The organism is Clostridium sp. NSJ-49, from assembly GCF_014287725.1.
Lineage (GTDB): Bacteria > Bacillota > Clostridia > Clostridiales > Clostridiaceae > Clostridium > Clostridium disporicum_B.
Map to the genome: position 1 here is coordinate 1 of NZ_JACOOP010000002.1, position 20542 is coordinate 20542.

Below are 20542 nucleotides of genomic sequence, written 5' to 3' on the forward strand. Positions count from 1 at the left end.
TTTAAAGCTTGGTATAAAGCTAAAAAAGGTTTTAACTCTTTTGAAAAGGCGAATAACTTAATATATTTATTTATCTTTCACTATAATTTTATTAGACCACATGGCTCATTAAATAACTGTACTCCAGCAGAAGTTGCTGGCTTCGCTAGCGATAGCTTAGCTAAAAACTCTTGGTTTTCAGCAGCTTAATTAAATTTAATACCTTTATTTAACCTGCAAAAATCAATTTTATTGTAGGTTTGTTTACCATACAATAAAAAATTCAAACTTATATAATTTTCAAAGAGCGAGCAATTCTATGAAAAATCAAGCTATTTTTTCATATCAACTTAACAGATTCTGTATATTTTTATAGGACACCATAAAAAAAGCCTTAATATCCTTTAAGATATTAAGGCAAAACATACTATAGTTTAATTCCACTATATAAAAATAGCATATTAGTAATTAATTTATAAACCGTACTTTTCCTTATTAGTCTCTCTGGACTATCTTAAAGGTATCCTATTGAGAAGAATATATAATATATTGTATGAAATGTCAATTATGTTTATATAAAATATAAGTATACTTTAGCTAAAAATTATATAAATTATTAAATCCATTGATGATTTTAAGTTTATCTGTAAATAAAGTTAAATAATAGAATAATATATTCTATGAGAAATAATAGGAGGGAATATGTAATACGAATATGAATTTTTTAAAAAAATATTTTAAAAAATACTATAAAATGTTTTTTCTAGCTATTGGATGCATTATGCTGGAGGTCTTATGTGACTTACTTCAGCCTACATTAACGTCTACTATAATTGATGAGGGTGTTTCATATAATGATATGAGTGTTGTGCTAAAATATGGATTTCTTATGATAGGAGTTAGTATTTTTGGAGCATTTATAGCTATTAATAGAAATAAACTTGCAACAACAGTTGCACAAAACTTTGGAGCAGATCTTAGATCAGATGTCTTTAATAAGATACAAAGCTTTGATTTTGATAATATAGATAAATTTGAAAGAGGATCATTAATAACAAGGCTTACAAATGATATAACTAACATACAAAATTTTATATATGGATTGATGAGAATATTTGTTAGAGCACCATTATTAGCTATAGGATGCATAATAATGTCTATAAGATTAGATTTAAAGATGTCTTTAATAGTTTTAACTATAGTGCCTATAGTAGGTGGTCTAATATATATAAATTTAAAATACGGCTATCCGTACTTTCTTAAGGTTCAAAGGGCTATAGATAAGGTAAATGAAGTTATTAGAGAATATTTAAGAGGAGTAAGAGTTGTTAAAGCTTTTAATAGATTTGATTTTGAAGAAGATAGATTTGAAAATGTTAATGAGGATTTAACTTATAAATCAGTTAGTTCAATGAAATTCATGGCAGTATTTAATCCTGTAATTACACTTATAGTAAATATGGCAATAGTTATTATAATATGGAATGGTGCTACAAGAGTAAATATAGGAACTATACAAGTTGGAAAAATAGTTGCTTTTACTAATTATATGACACAACTTCTATTTGCACTAATGTCAACAACAATGATATTTTCAAGTTTAATACGTGCTAAGACTTCAACTGAAAGAATTAACGAAATATTTTTAGAAGAAAATGATATAAAAGAAATAAGCAGTGATATATGTAATTCTTCAGAAATAGGAAATATAAAATTTGAAAAAGTTACATTCTCATATAAAGGCTTAAAAGGAGAACCTATAATTGATAATATATCATTTACATTAGAGAAAGGAATGACCTTAGGTATTGTAGGTTCTACTGGAAGTGGAAAAACTACATTAATAAATTTAATTCCGAGGTTTTATGATGCTAAGTCAGGAAAAATATTAATAGATGGAGTAGATATAAGAAATTATACTTTTGAAGAATTAAGAGATAAGATATCAATAGTTCCTCAGAGGACAGTGCTTTTTTCAGGAACTGTAAAAGAGAATATAAAATGGGGAAAAGGAGATGCTACAGATGATGAAGTTAGAGAAGTTTGTAAAATAGCAGATGCAGATTCTTTTATTACTAGTTTTAATAAAGGTTATGATTCGATTGTTGGACAAGGTGGATCAAATTTATCAGGTGGGCAAAAACAAAGAATAGCTATAGCAAGAGCTCTTATTAAAAGGCCAGAAATATTAATATTAGATGATTCAACATCAGCATTGGATACGGATACTGAATATAGAATAAGAAAATCATTAAAAGAATATTCAAAAGATATGACAACAATATTAATTGCTCAAAAAATTTCATCTGTAATAAATGCAGATAAGATAATTGTATTAGACCATGGGAAGATTGTAGGAGAAGGTACCCATAATGAATTAATGAGTAATTGTGAAGTTTATCAAGATATTTATAAATCACAACAGTAATGGAGGTGAATATCTTGCAAAATAATAAGGGGTTCGCAGCAGGAACATCAAAAGCTAGTAGGTTTATGAGTAATAATGAAAAACCTAAAAATTTAAAAGAAACATTGGCTAGATTATGGAGACTATTTGGAGATGAAAAAAAGTTATTTTTATTAGTTTTTATATTAATAATAGTAGACACATTAATATTACTTTTAGTTCCTTATTTAATAGGAAAAGCTGTAGATATTATATCAATTGGTATTAATAATGTAGATTTTTCAGTAGTAAAAAAGATAATATATATATTAATAACTATATATATTGTTGATAGTACTATAAACCTTATTCAAGGACTTTCAATGGCTGGTATTTCTCAGAGAATAGTAAAAAATATAAGGAAAAGTTTTTTTGACAAGCTTCAAAAGTTACCTACATCATATTTCGATGCTAATTTAAATGGAGATATTATGAGTAGATTAACTAATGATATAGATAATATAAGTACTACAATATCCTCATCAGTAACGACTCTTATGAGTAGTTCTATAAGTATAGTAGGGTCTTTAGTTATGATGATTGTATTGAGTCCTATTTTGACTATAGCAGGATTAATAACTGCACCTTTAGTTCTTTTATTATCAAAAACAATTGCTAAGAGAACTAAAATATATTTTAAAGAACAACAGGCGGCTTTAGGAAATTTAAATGCACATATTGAAGAAAGTATTTCAGGATTAGAAGTTATTAAAGCTTTTAATCATGAAGAAAATATAAAATCTACATTTGAAGACTTAAATAAAGATTTAAGAATAAAAGGATATAAGGCACAAATATGGACTGGTTATTTAATGCCATTAATAAATGTAATAAATAATTTTGGGTTTGCAATGATAGCTTTATTAGGTGGGATATTAGCAGTTAATAATATGATAACTATAGGAATAATTGCATCATTTATAAGTTATAGTAAACAATTTGTAAGACCTTTAAATGATATAGCTAATATATTTAATACTTTACAATCAGCACTTGCAGGAGCTGAAAGAGTATTTGAAGTATTAGATCAAAAAGAAGAGGTAGAAGATAAGGAAAGTTGTAATGAATTAACAAATGTAAAGGGAGAAGTAGAATTTAAAAATGTAAGCTTTGGATATAATGATGATAATATAGTTTTGCATGATATAAACTTTAAAGTTGAACCAGGAAAATCCTTAGCTATAGTCGGAGCAACAGGTTCAGGAAAAACTACTATAGTAAATTTATTAACTAGGTTTTATGAAATAACAGAAGGGTCTATAACCATTGATGGAGTTGATATACGGGATTACTCAAGGGATAGTTTGAGGAGAAACTTTGGAATAGTTCTTCAAGACACCTATTTATTTTCAGGAATAATAAAAGAAAATATTATGTATGGAAAAGAGGATGCAACAGATTTAGAAATAATATCAGCTGCAAAGATAGCAAATGCACATACATTTATATCAAGATTACCAAATGGATATGATACAGTTCTTTCTGAAGGTGGTAGTAATTTAAGTGCGGGACAAAAACAATTATTAGCTATAGCTAGAGCTGTATTATCAAATCCTTCAATATTAATATTGGATGAAGCAACTAGTAATGTGGATACTAGAACAGAGCTTAGAATTCAACAAGCTATGTTAAGTTTAATGAAAGGCAGAACAAGCTTTATAATAGCGCATAGATTAAGTACAATAAGGGATGCAGATAATATAATGGTTGTAGAGGATGGAAGAATAATTGAATTTGGAAGTCATGAAGAGCTTATAGCTAAAGGTGGAAAGTATTATAACCTATATATGCTTAATAAAATAGGATAATTGTAAAATAGATTTATATAAATGAGATAATAGTCGATAAAGTACTATAAGAAATTTGAACTTATAAAACTTCTAAGGAATAACTTAATATAGAGAATGTTTTTGAGGAAAACTATGGGCAAGGTAATTGATATAACCGATATTTTAGCTTTAAGAAAGGCTGTTAGAATATTAGAGTTATTAGATAAAGATTATGATTATGATGTACTTAAAGCTCATCCTAATATATGTAGAGAAATAATAGTCTTATTTGGAAAAGAGCTAGATAAGCCAGAGAATAGTAAAAATGAATATCTATCATAATTTTATCATTACAATTTTTAAAAATATATAATGATAAAATTATAAATAAAAAAGAGGCTTTACGCCTCTTTTTTATCTATTAGCTAATACCTAATATGTTATTTATTTCATTTTTGTAAGCATCTGCTTTTGCACCGAAGATAGCTTGAATTCCGTTACCAACTTCCATAACACCAGCAGCACCTAAATTCTTTAATTCAGCTTTATCTACTTTAGCTTTATCTTTAACTTCAACTCTTAATCTTGTGATACAAGCATCAACAGATACTATGTTTTCTTCTCCACCTAAAGCAGCTAATACAGCAGGAGCTTTTTCAGCTATTTCACCTTTACCAGTAGATGTAGTAGTAGCTTCTGTCTTTCCACCTTTTTGAGCTTGGAAATCAGCTTTAGTGTAAAGTTTAGTTTCTTCTTCTTCATCTCTACCAGGAGTCTTTAAGTTCATCTTAGTAATCATGAAGTAGAATACGAAGTAGTAAACTACTGCATATATTGCACCAACAACTAATACCCAGATCCAGTTAGTAGGAACACCTGCACCTGCTGGAAGTAAACCGAATAATGAGAAGTCAATTACACCACCAGAGAATGTCATACCTATGAATACATTTAATATATCCATTAACATGAATGATAAACCTGCAAGTACACAGTGTACAACATATAGTACTGGAGCAACGAATAAGAATGTAAATTCTAATGGTTCAGTTATACCAGTTAAGAATGAAGTAACAGCAGCAGCTAATAATAATGATCCAACAACTTTCTTCTTGCTTGGAAGTGCAGCTCTATACATAGCAAATGCAGCAGCAGGAAGACCAAACATCATGAATGGGAATTTACCAGCCATGAATCTTGTAGTACCGCTAACAATATCATTCATAACTGATGCAGAAGCACCTACTAAATCAGTCATGCTTGATAATTGAACGAAATAAGCAGTATTAGCACCAGCAACAGTTTGGAATGATCCGTTTACTAAAACTTGTGCTTCAACGAAAGAACCATACCAGAATGGAGTATAGAATACGTGATGTAAACCAAATGGTATTAATGCTCTTTCAATTAATCCGTAGAAGAATGTTCCAATTGTACCTGCTTCTCTAACAAGGTTAGCAATTACAGATATACCATCTTGAACTAAAGGCCATGCAAATGCTAATACAGCACCAACTAAAGCCATAACTAATGAAGTTATTATTGGAACAAATCTTGATCCTGAGAAAAATCCAAATACTGGTGGGAATTGGATTGTGTGGAATCTATTGTGTAGACTTGCAGCAACTATACCTGTAATAATACCACCGAATACTGACATATTTAATGTGAATATTCCAAGATTAGTAGTTACGTAAGTACCATATTCCCCAACGTTATCAGGAGTTAAAACTCCTAATTGAGTAACACCTAAACCTAAAAGTGTAGAAATAACTTGGTTCATAACTATGAATCCAAATACTGAAGCTAAAGCAGCAGTACCTTTGTCTTTCTTAGCAAGACCAACTGCAACACCAACAGCGAATAATAGTGGTAAGTTACCGAATATTATATCACCTATATTTTTCATAACTGTTAATATAGCAGTAACGGCTGGAATACTAACGAAAGAAATTAGTGGACCATAAACTGCTGGTGGATTTGATAAACCACCGATACCTAATAATGCACCACCAACACCAAGTAATATACCTGCTATTGGAAGAGCAGCGATTGGAAGCATTATTGCTTTACCGATTCTTTGTAAAAATTGCATCATTTTATTATTCCTCCTTAGACAGTATTATTATATCCATTTTACAAAGTTATAATTAACTTTGTATTACACGGCCATAAAAAATAAAAAGGCCTAAATATCTATAAATATACTTTTATACACAAAGAAAACATCATTATTTCTCTGTAAGTAATATTTATACATATTTAAGCCTTGCCTGCATAACCAGTAACACGCTAATTATTTAATTTACGAAAAATATACTATCACAGAGAAAATATTTTGTAAATGTTTTTTTTGAAAAGGTTTTATAATTTTTTAAATTTATAGTTTTATAGTTAAATTTTTATAGTTATTATCTTTATTATTTAAAGCTATATCTACGTAATGTTTAATAAATGGAGATGGACAGCTTTTTAAGAGATTAAATCCTTTTGAAGAAATAATACTATCCCAAGATATTTCTTCAGAATCATCATTATATTTAAGTCTAATATTAGATAGTGTTTCACACATGGCTTTAAGCTCTTCTTCAGTATAATCATCACTATATGATAATCTTTTAAAGTTTTGGTTATAGACAAAGTTTTTAAAAGATTTTTTTGAATTACTCTTAAATGAAGGATCAAAGTTATCCATATTTAGTGTTGCAATTTCATAGGATAGAGATTTATCTTTATTAAATGTAGCTATGCCATACTGTTGAGGATAAATAGCTAAAGAACTACTTGCTATATCAGTTAAAATAGAATTATCTAGAGAAGTACTCTTTATGCTTTGAAAATGAATATGTCCAGTAAAGCATAGATGTATATTATTATTTTTTAAGGTGTTTAAAACCTCGTCACTATTATCTAAAGTAAATCCACTATAGATATAATTGCTATGGTTAATTATATTGTGATGAGATACAGCAATAATTTTTGCATTATTATTTTTAGCTAATTTACCGCAATTATTTATCCAATTTAATGTATCCTTAGAAATACATCCATTAACTTCAGGATAGTTTATGGATAAATTATTGTTATATAAATTATCATCTAGCATGAGTATGTATAATTTATTAGAAGGAGCTACTAAGTAACTTAATGATGATTTATCTTTTGATATAGCATCATTAAAACCAAAGTCCTGATATATGTTTATAAACTCTTCTTTAGAAACAAAATCAGTTTTATATTGATTTTCTTCTTTGAATCCACGGGCATTAGGATTATTTATATCATGATTTCCAGGAATTATGTAAACATCAACTCCAGAAGCTTTTATTTCTGCAAGCTTTGATGATAAATCTAAATGACTTTGCTTTTCACCATTAAGCGTTAAATCACCACTTAAAATTAGAAAATCAGGCTTTCTATTTTTAATTTCATTTGCAAATTCATTAAAAATTTCACAGATGAATTCTAGTTGTTTTCCATCTCCATTTTTATTAAATCTATTAAATGCAATGCCATAATCCGTTAGAGATTTAGATAAATAATGAATATCACTACTAATATAAAAAGTAAGCTCATCAGTAGTATTTATATTATTAGTAAAAGATAATTTTGAAGTATATTGGGTATAAGGTTTAAAAAACATATATATTATGATGATTATAGTAGAAAAAAAGAGCGGAAGATAAAAATTTTTAATATTTTTCATAGTATACTCCTTTTATAAAAAGCATTTATATCTATAATTTCCCAAAGAGAATAGTATTATGAGTGTATTTACAAATAAATAGAATTTTCTATAAAATTTAGTTTATAGTATAATATTGAATATATATAAAGATAGGAGTGAGTGTATGTTATTATTTGAATTAAACAAAGAGGAATCAAGAGCTTTTATGAGATTGGTTTCTGAGTTCGTAACTGTTGATAAGAAAATCAATAAGGAAGAAAAAAGTGTAATAGAAAAATATTTAAATAAATTAAATATGAATAAAGAGGAAATTAATGAAATTTCTCATACAGAAGCTATAGAAATATTAGATAAGTCAGAAGATAAAATAAAGAATATGGTGTACTTTGAATTGTTAGGGGTTGCTTTAATTGATGGAGATTATGAAACTTCAGAAGTCGATTATTTAGAAGAAGTTGCAGATAAATTTAATATTTCTAGAGCAACAAAAATAGCTTTAGCTAATTATTATTTTGATGTTGATAAAATGAAAAATAAATCAGAAGAGGAAGTTAAAGAAAAACTGATAAAAATATTAAATTAAAATAAAATAGTTGTTGCGGTAGTATATGTTTAACTTACCGTAACGACTTTTTTATTTTATGATGAATATAATAAGTTCAATTTATAGTGATAATCTATAAGTTGAAGGGTTGATAAATCCTAACTGAAAATGTAGGTTTCGATTTACTAAATGCAATTGTAAGGAATGAGCTAGTAAATGTGAAATAGAATATAAAAATGAATAAATAAAACAATAAAATGAATAAATAACATCTATAAAAATATAAAATAATCTTTATAATTATTAGAAATTTTGTTATTCTAGTTTATGTTGTTAACAAGATAAGAGGAATAATTATGTAAAAATTAGTTTGTTATTAAATTATAATTTGGAGAGATGAACAAATGAAGAAAGTTGATTTAAAGGCTATTGATTGGAAAGCAATAGTAAAAGAGTATTTTATAATAACTTTAGGTTTAATTTTGGTTGCTGTAGGGATAGAGTATTTTTATGCACCAAATAATCTTGCAGCTGGAGGAATAAGTGGGTTAGGTATAGTAGTTAATCATTTTATACCATTCTTAACACCGAGTGTATTTTGTTTCTTTGTAAATATAGCGTTATTTATTCTAGCATTCTTTTTAATTGGAGGAGACTTTGGAATAAAGACTCTTTATGGAACCTATGGATTAATATTTATAATGTGGGTTATTGAAAAGTTTTTAAACCCAGTAGCATTAACTAATGATTTAATGTTAGCATCGATTTTTGGACCAGCTATAATAGCTTTTGGTATGGCTATAGCTTTTAATGCTAATGCATCAACAGGTGGAACTGATATAATAGCTAAATTACTTAATAAATATACAACATTTAACATAGGAATTTCATTGGCAATAATAGATATATTGGTTACAGTAGCAGCTGCTATCGTATTTGGGGTTGATACAGGTTTTTATGCATTCTTATGTGTAATATTAAATGGGTTTTTAATAGATAAGTTCATTGCTATGTTTAATAAGACAAAGCAAGTAACAGTCATAAGCGATAAAAATGATGAGATATCTAAATTTATAATAGAAACTTTAGATAGAAAGTGTACATATTTTAAAGGTTCAAGCGCAAATAGTGGAGAATCTAAGGAAATAATTTATGCAATAGTAAAACAAAAAGAGTTAAATAAATTAAAAGATTTTATAGATAAGATAGATGAAAAAGCATTTATAACAATAGGACAAGTTGATGAAGTAAGGGGTAGTGGTTTCCCAAAATTAGAAGGTATTTAAGCTTTTTATAAATAAAATGTAAACTAATATTTAATAACTTATTAAATATTAGTTATTAATGTCTACTTCCAATAACACTCTATTGAGAGAAGATATAAAGTAATATAAAATGAACCTAGAACATTTAGGAGGGATAAATAATGCAAGCTTTTATAGTAATAGGACTTTTAGTAGCAGCAGTGTTTGTATCATATAAATTAGCTATAGAAAAACAACAAAATAAAATAATATGGCCCGCAATAACATTATTGATAGGACCTGGAATATTTATAATTCAATACTTAGTATCAGTTTTTAAAAATAATAAAAAATTCGCTTAAAATATGAAAAGAAAAGCTTAAATTTCCACAAAAGCTTTTCTTTTTTTATTAGTTATTAACAGAGGATTTTGAAATGCAAAAAATATTATTAGTAATATTGAAATTTTGTTTAATATTAGAAAAAAATCTAAGAGTTATCCACAATTAGTAGGCTTTGAAATGGAATATTTTCAATAAAAAGGTATAAAAGAACTAAAGTTCTGTTAAAACTGTTAAAAATTATCCACAAAATGTGGATAAACATTAAAAACTGTTGAAAAGTCTATAAAAGATATTGACACAATATATTATGTATAAAAAGTAGACAAACCCAATATAATGGGTGTCGTTGAAAAAACTCATAATTTGTTGCATAATGTAACTTAATAAAAAATATAAATAACAGAGTTATCAACAGAATCAACACTATTGTGGATAAATACTGTGGATAAGCATCCGATTTGTGAATAAATTCATTTGAAAATCTAATAAAAAATAAAAAGTTGTGGATAACTATTGTTAATTCGTAACTTTTTAATGCTATAATTAGACAAAATTAGTATTTACTATGGAGGAGAAATTTATGAATTATAATAAGAGAATTTTAAGAGCTGAATTTATAAATAGGCCTAATAGATTTCATGCAAATGTTATTATAAATGGAGAAGAGATAAAAGTTCATGTTCCTAATACAGGTCGTTGCAGAGAAATACTTGTACCAGGTTGCACTGTGTATTTAAGAGAGGAAAACAACCCTACAAGGAAGACCCCCTACGATTTAATAGCCGCAATTAAAGGAGATAAGCTTATAAGCATAGATTCTCATATACCTAATAAGGTTGTAGAAGAAGCTCTTAATAATAGAAAGATTGAGAAGTTAGAAGAATACACTAATGTATTAAGAGAAAAAACATTTGGAAAAAGTAGATTTGACTTTAAAATATCGAAAGATAATGGAGAGGAATATTTCCTAGAGGTTAAGGGCGTTACACTAGAGGATGAAGGTTATTGTAGATTTCCTGATGCCCCAACAGAAAGAGGAGCAAGACATCTTTTAGAGTTAGTAGAAGCTAAGAAGCAAGGATATGGTGCAGGAGTTATGTTTTTAATACAAATTGAAGATGTAGAAAAGTTTTCACCAAATGATGAAAGAGATCCTAAGTTTGGTGAAGCACTAAGATTTGCAGCAAGTAATGGAGTAGATATTTTTGCTTATAGCTGTATTGTTACAGAGAATGGAATAGAGATAAATAAACCTATTGAAATAATACTTTAATAAATTAAAAATACTACGAGCTAAGCTCGTAGTATTCTAATTTTCTTCTCTTATTAACTCTACAGTTAATATTTTTCCGTTATATTCAACTTTAGCTGAATCAACCATTACACCGATTAAAGTAAGTTCACATTCTACTTCACTTTCTCCACCTAATTGCCAATAGCATTCTTCAACCTCTTGTTGTCTAGGTCTATTAAGTATAGTATTTAATTGATTTAATTTTTCAGTTGATATATTAGCTACATCTCCAGAAATTAAAAAATGTGATTTAGTTTCATCAGAATTGAAATCTAGATGAATGTTTTTGTTTCCTAACTTTTTAAAGTATGTTACCATCTCATTAATAATTTTAAGGTTTTTTTCAAGTTTAAGTTTCATACTAACTCTCCTTTTTAAATGCTGTTATTAATGGAACAAGAATCATCGCAGTAAATCCAGCAGCAAAACCATTATTATATAAGTTAAGTGCACCGTGAAGATATCCTGTATTACATACTATGCAAACATGTATAAATCCTGCTAAAATTCCATATTTCCAACCAAACATACCTGATATAGGAGCTAAGCAAGTTGAAAATAATATTGCTAGTGTTAAACCAGCTGAAGATATTGGATTAATATGTATCATTGCAGCTATTGTTGCACCAATCATTACTGGAAAGACATTTCTGACGTTTTTACCAAAACATCCAAATCCTACAATAGTAAATATACCACAAATAGATCCACCGTTTATGTCTATACCTAGAGCAAGTATAAATAGAGTTGATAAAATACCTAATATCCCCATATTTATATATACTGTCTCTCCAAATGAAGTATAGAAATCATTAACTAAACGTCCACTTTGCTTTGTAATATTAATCATATTATTTTTAATATCTTTTGATGAAATTAAACCAACTATTATCAAGTAAATAAATATTATAAACAGGAAGATTAAAAGAGAAGTTTGATTTCCTGTATACCATTCTAATCTACTTTCAAAAGTGATATTGAAAAGTCTAAATATAGACATAAGCATTGTTCCTATTATTCCACAAGCAAAGCCTACATTATATAAATTATAACCGTTATGTGCTTTAACAGAGTTACTAGCTATTGGTGGTAATATAAAGCCAACTAATATTCCTAAAAATATTCCTATTATTAATGAAGGCATTTTAGGAAGATAATCAGTGTAATATAATTGAGTAACTATAGGAGATAAAGAAGTTCCTAATAAAGCTGCTAGAGTATAATTAGAAAATTTCTCTTTCTTATATCTACTAAATAAATACACTCCAAATATTATTGGCCATACATTTAATATATTCTTACCAAGAAATGCGAAGGCTGTAACAACCCATAAAGCCATTATTGTAGATCCATTAGGGACAATATTAGTAAATATAAGCAGTAACAGACATAATAAACTTGTTAATGCTGCATTTATAATACCTCCACCTATTCCCCCTACTTGAATATAATCAGTTATTAATATGTCTGGAGTAAGCAATATATTTTTTAGTCCAGAAAATATTTCAGCAGGAGTATTAACTATAAAACCAAATAAAATCATAAAAATATACAAGAGCATTAAAACTTTATAAGGCTTATAAAAATTTTTTCTTAAGTCCATAAAATTCACCTCTATGAGAGTGTAACAGATGATACTTAAAAAATAAATTAAATTTTTATAAAATATATTTAAATATGTCTACAAAATAGTATAATTAGTGATGATAGTTAACTTTATGGTGAGGAGAAGTGGAAAAAATGGAAAATAAAAGAATAAAGAATGTTCCTGAAATAAAAGGTATATTAAGAAGTCATGTTGTAGAAGTTCCACCATGTATAAGAGATTGTTCAGGAATAAAAATTTTTGGAAAGAGAATAAAATCTTTATTATTTACAACAGATGTTGCAATTATAAGGAATACTAATGCTGATGCAATAATAGCAGTATATCCATTTACTCCACAACCGTTAATAACTCAAGCTTTAGTTATGGCTGCTGATGTTCCAATATTTTGTGGAGTTGGTGGAGGTATAACTCAAGGGAAAAGAGTTGTTAACCTAGCTTTAGATGCAGAGTTTAAAGGAGCTATGGGAGTAGTAGTAAATGCACCAACATCTAATGAAATATTGAGAAAGATAAGAGAAACTATAGATATTCCTGTTATAGTGACAGTTGTATCAGAGTGTGAGGATATAAAAGCAAGAATAGAAGCTGGAGCTACGATACTAAATGTATCAGGTGGAAAAAATACAGCTAAGATAGTAAGAAAGATAAGAGAAGAGTTTCCAGATTTTCCAGTAATGGCAACTGGAGGACCAACTGAAAAGACTATTAAAGAAACAATAGAAGCAGGAGCTAATGCAATCACTTATACGCCACAATCTACAGGGGATGTAATGAGTGAACTTATGGATAAATATAGAGGAGTATAGTCGATAAGCAAGGTAAGAGTTGACTATACCAAGTGAAAGCTTTCTGTAAAAAAGGTAAAAAGTCTGTTAACGTAAAGGTTAAGATTTTTTTGTAGAAAAGAGAAAGAGTTTACTTATAAAGAGAGTAAGCATTTTCTTCGTAAAAATGTAACTTTATTTATTGAAGTTAAATATTTAATTAATATATTTGGATGACAGATGGCTAGTTTTATTAGATTTTAAACTCGTCATTTGTCTTTATTCATTTTATTTCATTAATTAGGAAATAAATTTGAAACATAAATGACATAAATATAATGTAGAATTATTACAGAGTAATTAATATGAGATAATATACCTTCTTTTATAGAGTATTAATTACTACTTAATTTGGTTAAGTAATAGATTTACGTATAAAGTTATGTTATACTGTAATATAACTGAAAATCCAAATTTCATCCATGGGATACACGCAACTTAGCTATTTAAACTATATAGAAAGTATATGTTCATAATAGAATGGGAATAGTTTGGTTTAGATATAAATAATTTAATATAGGGAGTAGTTTATATGGGTAGAGAATTTTATGTTGTAGATAGAATTGAAGAAGCATCTCTTGTATTAGAAAGTTACAATGGGGAAATAATTGTAATAGAAAAATCAAATGTTAATAAGTTGCCTAATGAAGGTGATGTGTTAATAGAGGATAATAATTTCTTTTACATAGATGAAGAGGAAACGGTAAAAAGAAAAGAAAAAATTAAAAATATAACGAAAGGTATATGGGCTTAGATTATGGATGAATTCAATAATAACGATGGATACATACATGAAGAAGGAAAGACTTCTAATGTAGATAATAATATTGAAAATTCAAAGCTAGAAAAGCGTAGTGAGAGAAATGCTAAAAAAAATGAGAAAACAGGTTTCTTTTATGATTGGGTAGTTCCAATACTTATAGCTGTAGTTTTAGCTGTATTAATAAACAAATTTATAGTATTTAAGGTTAAGATACCATCAGAATCTATGGTTCCAACTTTGAATGTAGGGGATAGGCTATTTGTAACTAGAGTATATAATCCTGAAAATTTAGATCGTGGAGATGTAGTAGTTTTCCATTCTGATGAAAAAAATGAAGATATGATAAAGAGATTAATAGGAAAACCAGGAGATCAGATAGTAATAAAAGATGGAATTGTTACCGTAAATGGAGAAACTCTTTATGAGAATTATATTGGAACACCAGATAAATTTAATGGGACATATGAGGTCCCTGAAGGGAAATATTTCTTCTTAGGAGATAATCGTTTCTTCTCAAGTGATTCAAGATATTGGGATAACCCGTATATAGACTCTAGCGATATTATGGGAAAAGCACAATTGAAAGTATATCCATTTGATGATTTTGGTATGATTAAATAATGTTAAATTAGGGAGAAGACATATGAGTGAAAATGGACGAAATAAAAATAATAACAATAATAATGCACCAAAGAAAAAGAATAATAAATTTCTTATAATATATGCAGTTATAGCATTCTTATTCTTGTACTCATTTAGTACAGCAAAAGACATGTTAACAACTACTCAAATATCTTATAATGAATTTATTCAGTTAGTTGAAAATAAGGAAATAGAAAGAGTTAGTACAGAAGGAACCGCCTTAGTAATAGTACCTAAAGATACTAGTGAATATAAAGGTAAAGTTCTTTATACTGGTAATGTAGATAATCCAGAGTTAATAAACTTATTAACTGAAAATGGGGTTGATTTCTACCCAGAAATAGTTAAACAAAATTCAGCTATAATGGATTTCATAATAATAAATGTTTTACCATTTGTGCTAATGTTCTTTATTGTTAGATTCATCTTTAATAAGATGGGTAAAAAAATGGGCGGTGGCCCAATGGGAATGGGTAAAAGTAATGCTAAAATATATATGGAAAATGATATAAAGATTACTTTTGATGATGTTGCAGGTCAAGATGAAGCTAAAGAGTCATTAACAGAAATAATAGACTTTTTAAATAACCCAAAAAGATATACTGAAATAGGAGCAAAATTACCTAAAGGAGCTTTATTAGTAGGGCCTCCAGGAACAGGTAAAACTTTACTTGCGAAAGCTGTTGCAGGAGAAGCAAAGGTTCCATTCTTAACTGTATCAGGCTCAAACTTTGTTGAAATGTTTGTTGGTATGGGTGCAGCTAAGGTTAGAGATTTATTCAAAGAGGCAGAAAAGAATGCTCCTTGTATAATATTCATAGACGAGATAGATTCTATAGGTAAGAGTAGAGATAATCAAATGCAAAGTAATGATGAAAGAGAACAAACTCTTAATCAATTACTAACAGAAATGGACGGATTTGATACTTCTAAAGGTATAGTTATCTTAGGAGCAACAAATAGACCAGAAATATTAGATAAAGCTCTTTTAAGACCAGGTAGATTTGATAGAAGAGTTATTGTTGACAGACCTGACTTAATAGGAAGAAAAGCTATATTAAGAGTTCATTCAAAAGATGTTAAGATGGCACCAGATGTAAACTTAGATGAAATAGCTAAGGGTACTCCAGGAGCTGTAGGGGCTGACCTTGCAAATATAGTTAATGAAGCTGCTTTAAGAGCTGTTAAGCATAAAAGAGATGAAGTAATTCAAGAAGACTTACAAGAAGCTGTTGAAGTTATAATTGCTGGTAAGGAAAAGAAGGATAGAATACTTTCAGCTCAAGAAAGAAAGATAGTAGCATTCCATGAAGTTGGTCATGCGCTTGTTGCTGGACTTTTAGAAGGAACTGATCCAGTTCATAAGATTACTATAGTTCCAAGAACGATGGGAGCTTTAGGTTATACAATGCAATTACCTGAAGAGGAAAAATACCTAGTATCTAAAGAAGAATTATTAAATCAAATAACAGTTATGCTTGGAGGAAGAGCTGCTGAAGAAGAAGTATTTAATCTTATTTCTACAGGAGCATCTAATGATATTGAAAGAGCAAGTCAAACTGCTAGAAGCATGGTAACTGTTTATGGAATGACAGAATCATTTGATATGATGGCATTAGAATCAATTCAAAATAGATACTTAGATGGAAGAGCAGTAAGAAATTGTAGTGAAGAAACTTCAACTTTAGTAGATAAGGAAATATTAAAAATAATAAGAGAATGTCACGAAAAGGCAAGAACTTTATTAAGAGAAAATAGAGATTTATTAGATAAAATTTCTGAATATTTACTAGAAAAAGAAACTATATACGGAGACGAATTTATGAAGTTCGTTCATGAAAAATATTCTGAATTAAAAAAGGATAAAAAAGAAGATAATGAAATCGCAGTAGAAGCAGATAATAATACTTTAGTAGAAGAAATAATTGCTAAAGATGAATTAACTACTGAAGTAATAGGAGAGGCATCTAATGTAGTTAATGATGATGCTGAAATTGAAGGCACTGAACTTGATGAAGCAACTGTTACTGTAGATGATGAAGAAACAAAATAATTTGTTAACGAAAAAGAGAAATATACGCTAAAGCGTTATAAATATTGGCTTTCGCTAGTAGAAATGTATGCCATTGGCATAGATTAATATTGCCTGACAGCAAGAGATTATAACTCTGCCGTCAGGCATGTTTAACTTAACAGGATAAAAGATAATATCTCTATAATTATGTAAATGTAGTGATATTACATGCTGCCATTTGATAAATAGAGATAAACAGGAGGTTTTTAATGAATAAGTTTGAGTTTTTACAAGAAGAGCAAAATTTAGATTATACTCTTAAGGTATTAAACCATGAAATTCTTAATTATATAGAAAAGAGAAAAGGTATAGCTGAGTATATACTTGAATATAGAAAGAAATTTATAGAAGAACATAGAGATGATGAAGATAAGTTAATTGAGTACTTCGACCATGAAAAGTATGTTAAGGAAGAGTCTTATAAGACTATAGATAAAAAATTAGCAGAATACACTAAGCTTAAAGAAAATCCTTACTTCGGAAAGGTTTCTTTTGCTGATGATGGTATTCAAGAAACAATTTATATTGGGAGATATGGATTAAATAGAGAAGGTGAGTTTGAACCAGTTGTAGTTGACTGGAGAGCACCTGTATCATCTTTATTTTATAAAGGAACTTTAGGTGAAACTAGTTATAAGTCTCCAAATGGAGAAGTACCAGTAGATATTTTATCTAGAAGACAGATAATGATTAAAAAGGGAGTTCTTCAAGGATTCTTTGATTCAGACGTAGATGTTAAAGATGAGATACTTCAAATGATACTTTCTTCAAATACAGGAGAAAAGCTTAAAGATATAGTAATGAGTATTCAACAGGAACAAGATGAAATTATAAGAGAAGATAGGCAAAAGGTTGTTGTAGTTAATGGGGTTGCAGGTTCAGGAAAGACTACTATAGCTCTTCATAGAGTAGCTTATTTGCTATATAATTTTAGAGAACAATTAGGAGATAAAGTTCTTATCTTAGGACCAAATGATATTTTCATAGACTATATTGGAGAAGTTCTTCCTACTTTAGGGGAAGGTGGAGTAAGACAACAAACATTTGTTAATTTTGCTATGAGTGAAATTGGGCTACAAGAATATGTTGTAGATTTTACTGAGTATTTAGAAAAGGCATTAAGAGGAAATACCGAAGTCATTGATGAGATAAAATATAAATCATCACAAGAGTATATTGACTTTTTAGATAAAAAATGTAGTGAATTTGAAGAAAGTTATTTTAAAATTAAACCAGTAACTTATTTCGGTGAAGAAATAGTAGGAGTAGAAGAAATAAAGGAATTATTTGAAAAGTATTATAAATATATGCCTTTATTTAGAAGAAGTAAAAAAATAGAGAGAGTTCTTATATCCAAGATAAAGGATAAGAGAGATGAAAAAGTAAGGGAGCTTAATGCAGAAGTTAAAGAAAAACTTGCAAGTCTTTCAGAAGATGAACTATTAATTGAACAAAATAATATTGAATTTACTAGAAGAATTAGAGTAAGAGAAATAGTAAGAGAAGTTATGAAAGCAAAGGCTGAATTAGCTGCTTGGATAGATCATAAGAATATCGTGGATATTTATAAAGAGATTATGGATATTGAAACTTTATCTTACTTAGATTTAGCACCGATACTATATCTAATGATTAAGCTTGATGGTAAGAAGTGCAAGAGTGAAATAAAGCATATAGTTATTGATGAGGCTCAAGATTATAACATGCTTCAATTTATAGTTTTAAAAGAACTAACTGGGTGTAGAAGTTATACTATAGTTGGAGATGCAAATCAAAGATTAATTAAAGCTACAAAAGGGGCTGCAATGCTTAACTTAAAATCACTTTTTGGTGGATTTACAAAGTATTTTGAACTTAATAAGAGTTATAGATCAACTTATCAAATTATGCAATATGCAAATAAATTACTTGATGAACATGCTATTGTGCCATTTGTTAGAGAGGGTAAATATGATGTTGAAGAAATTGATATAAAGGATAAGGAAGATTTAATAGATACTTTATTAGAGACTCTTGAATCTTATGAAGATGAAAACTATGAAAATGTGGCTATAATAGTTAAAGGTAAGAAAGAATTGAAAGAAATAGCTCCAGAATTAAAGAAATTTACGAAGATTCTTTCTTTTGATAGAGAGGATTTAATATACAGAGGTGGAAGAGTAATAATTCCATCATATTATGCAAAAGGTTTAGAATTTGATGGAGTTATAGTAGTAAATCTAGATGATGAAACAGATAGCCTAGTTAAATATATTATGTGTACTAGAGCACTTCATAGATTGAATGTAATTAATTTTAAAAAATAATTGAATTATAAAAAAGGTGTTTCAGTTGATATAAACTTTTTAGTAGTGTTTTTATAGCTATTATTAGAAGGAATTTATCAATATTAAGAAACACCTTTTAAATTTAATATATATCTTAGTTTGTTAAGAGTGAAATATTGTGAAATTTATTTTAAAATATAATGTGAAATACTGTAATTTATAAATTTTGTGGTAATATAGTATTATACAATGATAATAAATATATATACAATTCAATACAATACAAAGTAATCGTTTTAAAAGGAGTTTAGTTAAGAACAATGAAAATTAATGAACCAATATATATTAAAATAGAAAAATATTTAAGGGAGTTAATAGACTCAGAGAAAATAAAACCAGGTGAATTATTACCGTCGGAAAATCAATTAAGTGAAGAATTTAATGTAACTAGAATGACAGTAAGGTCAGCTTTTAATAATTTAGTTAAACAAGGATATATTATTAGAAAAAGAGGAATAGGAAGTATAGTTTTAGGAAATAAAGTTTCTGATAATATGGGAGCGATGGAAAGCTTCACAAAAGAAATGTTGAGAAAAGGATATGAAGTAACAACTAAACTTATAAGTTTACTTGTCATAGAAGCTGATGATACTATAAAAGAGAGATTAAATATAGAGAAAGGCGAAAATGTTTGGGAGATAAAAAGAGTACGATATGCTAATGGGGAACCGGTATCATATATGATAACTTATATGCCTGTGAAGATGTTTCCTAACTTAAAAAAAGATGATTGTATATCTTTGTACAATTATATTAGAGATAATAATTATAATATATATAAAGCAAATCGTACAATTGAAGCTATAATTTCAAATGCAGAGCTTATTAATTTGCTTGAGTTAGATTCTGAAGCTCCGATATTGCATATAGAACAGGTTGGGATATTACAAAATGGAGAAGCTTTTGAATATTCACATACTTATCATTATGGATATAAATTAACATTAAATGCTCTTGTAGAAAGTTAATAAGTTAATATTAAAAATTAAATTTAA

General features: G+C 28.0%; 18 protein-coding genes. 14 read left to right on the forward strand and 4 right to left on the reverse strand.

The annotated features are described in order from the left end of the window. The 4 genes from H8S10_RS00710 to H8S10_RS00725 all read left to right on the forward strand — a co-directional run. Positions 1-189 (forward strand): integrase core domain-containing protein (locus tag H8S10_RS00710; protein ID WP_186837600.1); only part of this gene is annotated, 189 nt, incomplete at its 5' end. Positions 190-733: 544 nt separating this feature from the next. After that, complete coding sequence (locus H8S10_RS00715) at positions 734-2407, forward strand: ABC transporter ATP-binding protein (RefSeq protein WP_347707656.1); 1674 nt, start codon at positions 734-736, stop codon at positions 2405-2407. Positions 2408-2421: 14 nt separating this feature from the next. Continuing rightward, positions 2422-4233: an ABC transporter ATP-binding protein gene (locus tag H8S10_RS00720; RefSeq protein WP_347707654.1), complete on the forward strand. Its 1812-nt coding sequence runs from the start codon at positions 2422-2424 to the stop codon at positions 4231-4233. Between the two features lie 114 nt (positions 4234-4347). Next, positions 4348-4536, forward strand: coding sequence for a hypothetical protein (locus H8S10_RS00725; protein WP_055266010.1), 189 nt, complete (start codon positions 4348-4350; stop codon positions 4534-4536). Positions 4537-4615: 79 nt separating this feature from the next. Here H8S10_RS00725 and H8S10_RS00730 read toward each other — a convergent pair whose 3' ends face one another. Together H8S10_RS00730 and H8S10_RS00735 are read right to left on the reverse strand one after the other, a co-directional pair. After that, entirely contained in the window at positions 4616-6292 is a 1677-nt protein-coding gene (locus H8S10_RS00730) for a PTS transporter subunit EIIC (RefSeq protein WP_055266012.1), read from the reverse strand. Between the two features lie 282 nt (positions 6293-6574). Then, complete coding sequence (locus tag H8S10_RS00735; RefSeq protein ID WP_186837603.1) at positions 6575-7900, reverse strand: metallophosphoesterase; 1326 nt, start codon at positions 7898-7900, stop codon at positions 6575-6577. A 145-nt stretch (positions 7901-8045) separates the two neighbouring features. Here H8S10_RS00735 and H8S10_RS00740 point away from each other — a divergent pair, with 145 nt between their 5' ends. From H8S10_RS00740 to sfsA, 4 genes are all read left to right on the forward strand, one after another. Continuing rightward, a complete protein-coding gene (locus tag H8S10_RS00740) occupies positions 8046-8465 on the forward strand; it encodes a hypothetical protein (protein ID WP_055266016.1) in 420 nt (139 codons plus the stop codon). Positions 8466-8830: 365 nt separating this feature from the next. Continuing rightward, a complete protein-coding gene (locus H8S10_RS00745; RefSeq protein WP_186837604.1) occupies positions 8831-9712 on the forward strand; it encodes a YitT family protein in 882 nt (293 codons plus the stop codon). A 140-nt stretch (positions 9713-9852) separates the two neighbouring features. Beyond that, positions 9853-10032 (forward strand): hypothetical protein, encoded by a 180-nt coding sequence (locus tag H8S10_RS00750; RefSeq protein WP_186837605.1) that lies wholly within the window; start codon positions 9853-9855, stop codon positions 10030-10032. Positions 10033-10594: 562 nt separating this feature from the next. Continuing rightward, positions 10595-11287 carry a DNA/RNA nuclease SfsA gene (sfsA, locus tag H8S10_RS00755; RefSeq protein ID WP_186837606.1) on the forward strand — a complete coding sequence of 231 codons (693 nt, stop codon included), beginning with the start codon at positions 10595-10597 and terminating at the stop codon, positions 11285-11287. 36 nt (positions 11288-11323) lie between these two features. Here the strand turns inward: sfsA and H8S10_RS00760 are convergent, their stop codons facing one another. Both H8S10_RS00760 and H8S10_RS00765 read right to left on the reverse strand, forming a co-directional pair. After that, complete coding sequence (locus H8S10_RS00760) at positions 11324-11668, reverse strand: hypothetical protein (RefSeq protein WP_055266027.1); 345 nt, start codon at positions 11666-11668, stop codon at positions 11324-11326. Position 11669: 1 nt separating this feature from the next. Then, a complete protein-coding gene (locus H8S10_RS00765; RefSeq protein WP_186837607.1) occupies positions 11670-12911 on the reverse strand; it encodes a DUF1576 domain-containing protein in 1242 nt (413 codons plus the stop codon). Positions 12912-13048: 137 nt separating this feature from the next. Here H8S10_RS00765 and H8S10_RS00770 point away from each other — a divergent pair, with 137 nt between their 5' ends. The 6 genes from H8S10_RS00770 to H8S10_RS00795 all read left to right on the forward strand — a co-directional run bounded on the left by H8S10_RS00770 (position 13049) and on the right by H8S10_RS00795 (position 20515). Further along, complete coding sequence (locus H8S10_RS00770) at positions 13049-13723, forward strand: hypothetical protein (protein ID WP_055266030.1); 675 nt, start codon at positions 13049-13051, stop codon at positions 13721-13723. A 550-nt stretch (positions 13724-14273) separates the two neighbouring features. Then, the gene (locus tag H8S10_RS00775) at positions 14274-14495 is read left to right on the forward strand and encodes a DUF3006 domain-containing protein (RefSeq protein WP_055266031.1); all 222 of its coding nucleotides are present in this window, start codon (positions 14274-14276) and stop codon (positions 14493-14495) included. 3 nt (positions 14496-14498) lie between these two features. After that, positions 14499-15125, forward strand: a complete 627-nt coding sequence (gene lepB / locus H8S10_RS00780; protein WP_186837608.1) for a signal peptidase I — start codon at positions 14499-14501, stop codon at positions 15123-15125. Positions 15126-15147: 22 nt separating this feature from the next. Continuing rightward, positions 15148-17199 carry an ATP-dependent zinc metalloprotease FtsH gene (gene ftsH, locus H8S10_RS00785; RefSeq protein ID WP_186837609.1) on the forward strand — a complete coding sequence of 684 codons (2052 nt, stop codon included), beginning with the start codon at positions 15148-15150 and terminating at the stop codon, positions 17197-17199. Positions 17200-17429: 230 nt separating this feature from the next. Then, positions 17430-19526, forward strand: coding sequence for a UvrD-helicase domain-containing protein (locus H8S10_RS00790; RefSeq protein WP_186837610.1), 2097 nt, complete (start codon positions 17430-17432; stop codon positions 19524-19526). 281 nt (positions 19527-19807) lie between these two features. Beyond that, on the forward strand, positions 19808-20515 hold the full coding sequence (locus H8S10_RS00795) for a GntR family transcriptional regulator (protein WP_207731812.1): 708 nt from the start codon (positions 19808-19810) through the stop codon (positions 20513-20515). The last annotated feature ends 27 nt before the right edge of the window (positions 20516-20542 follow it).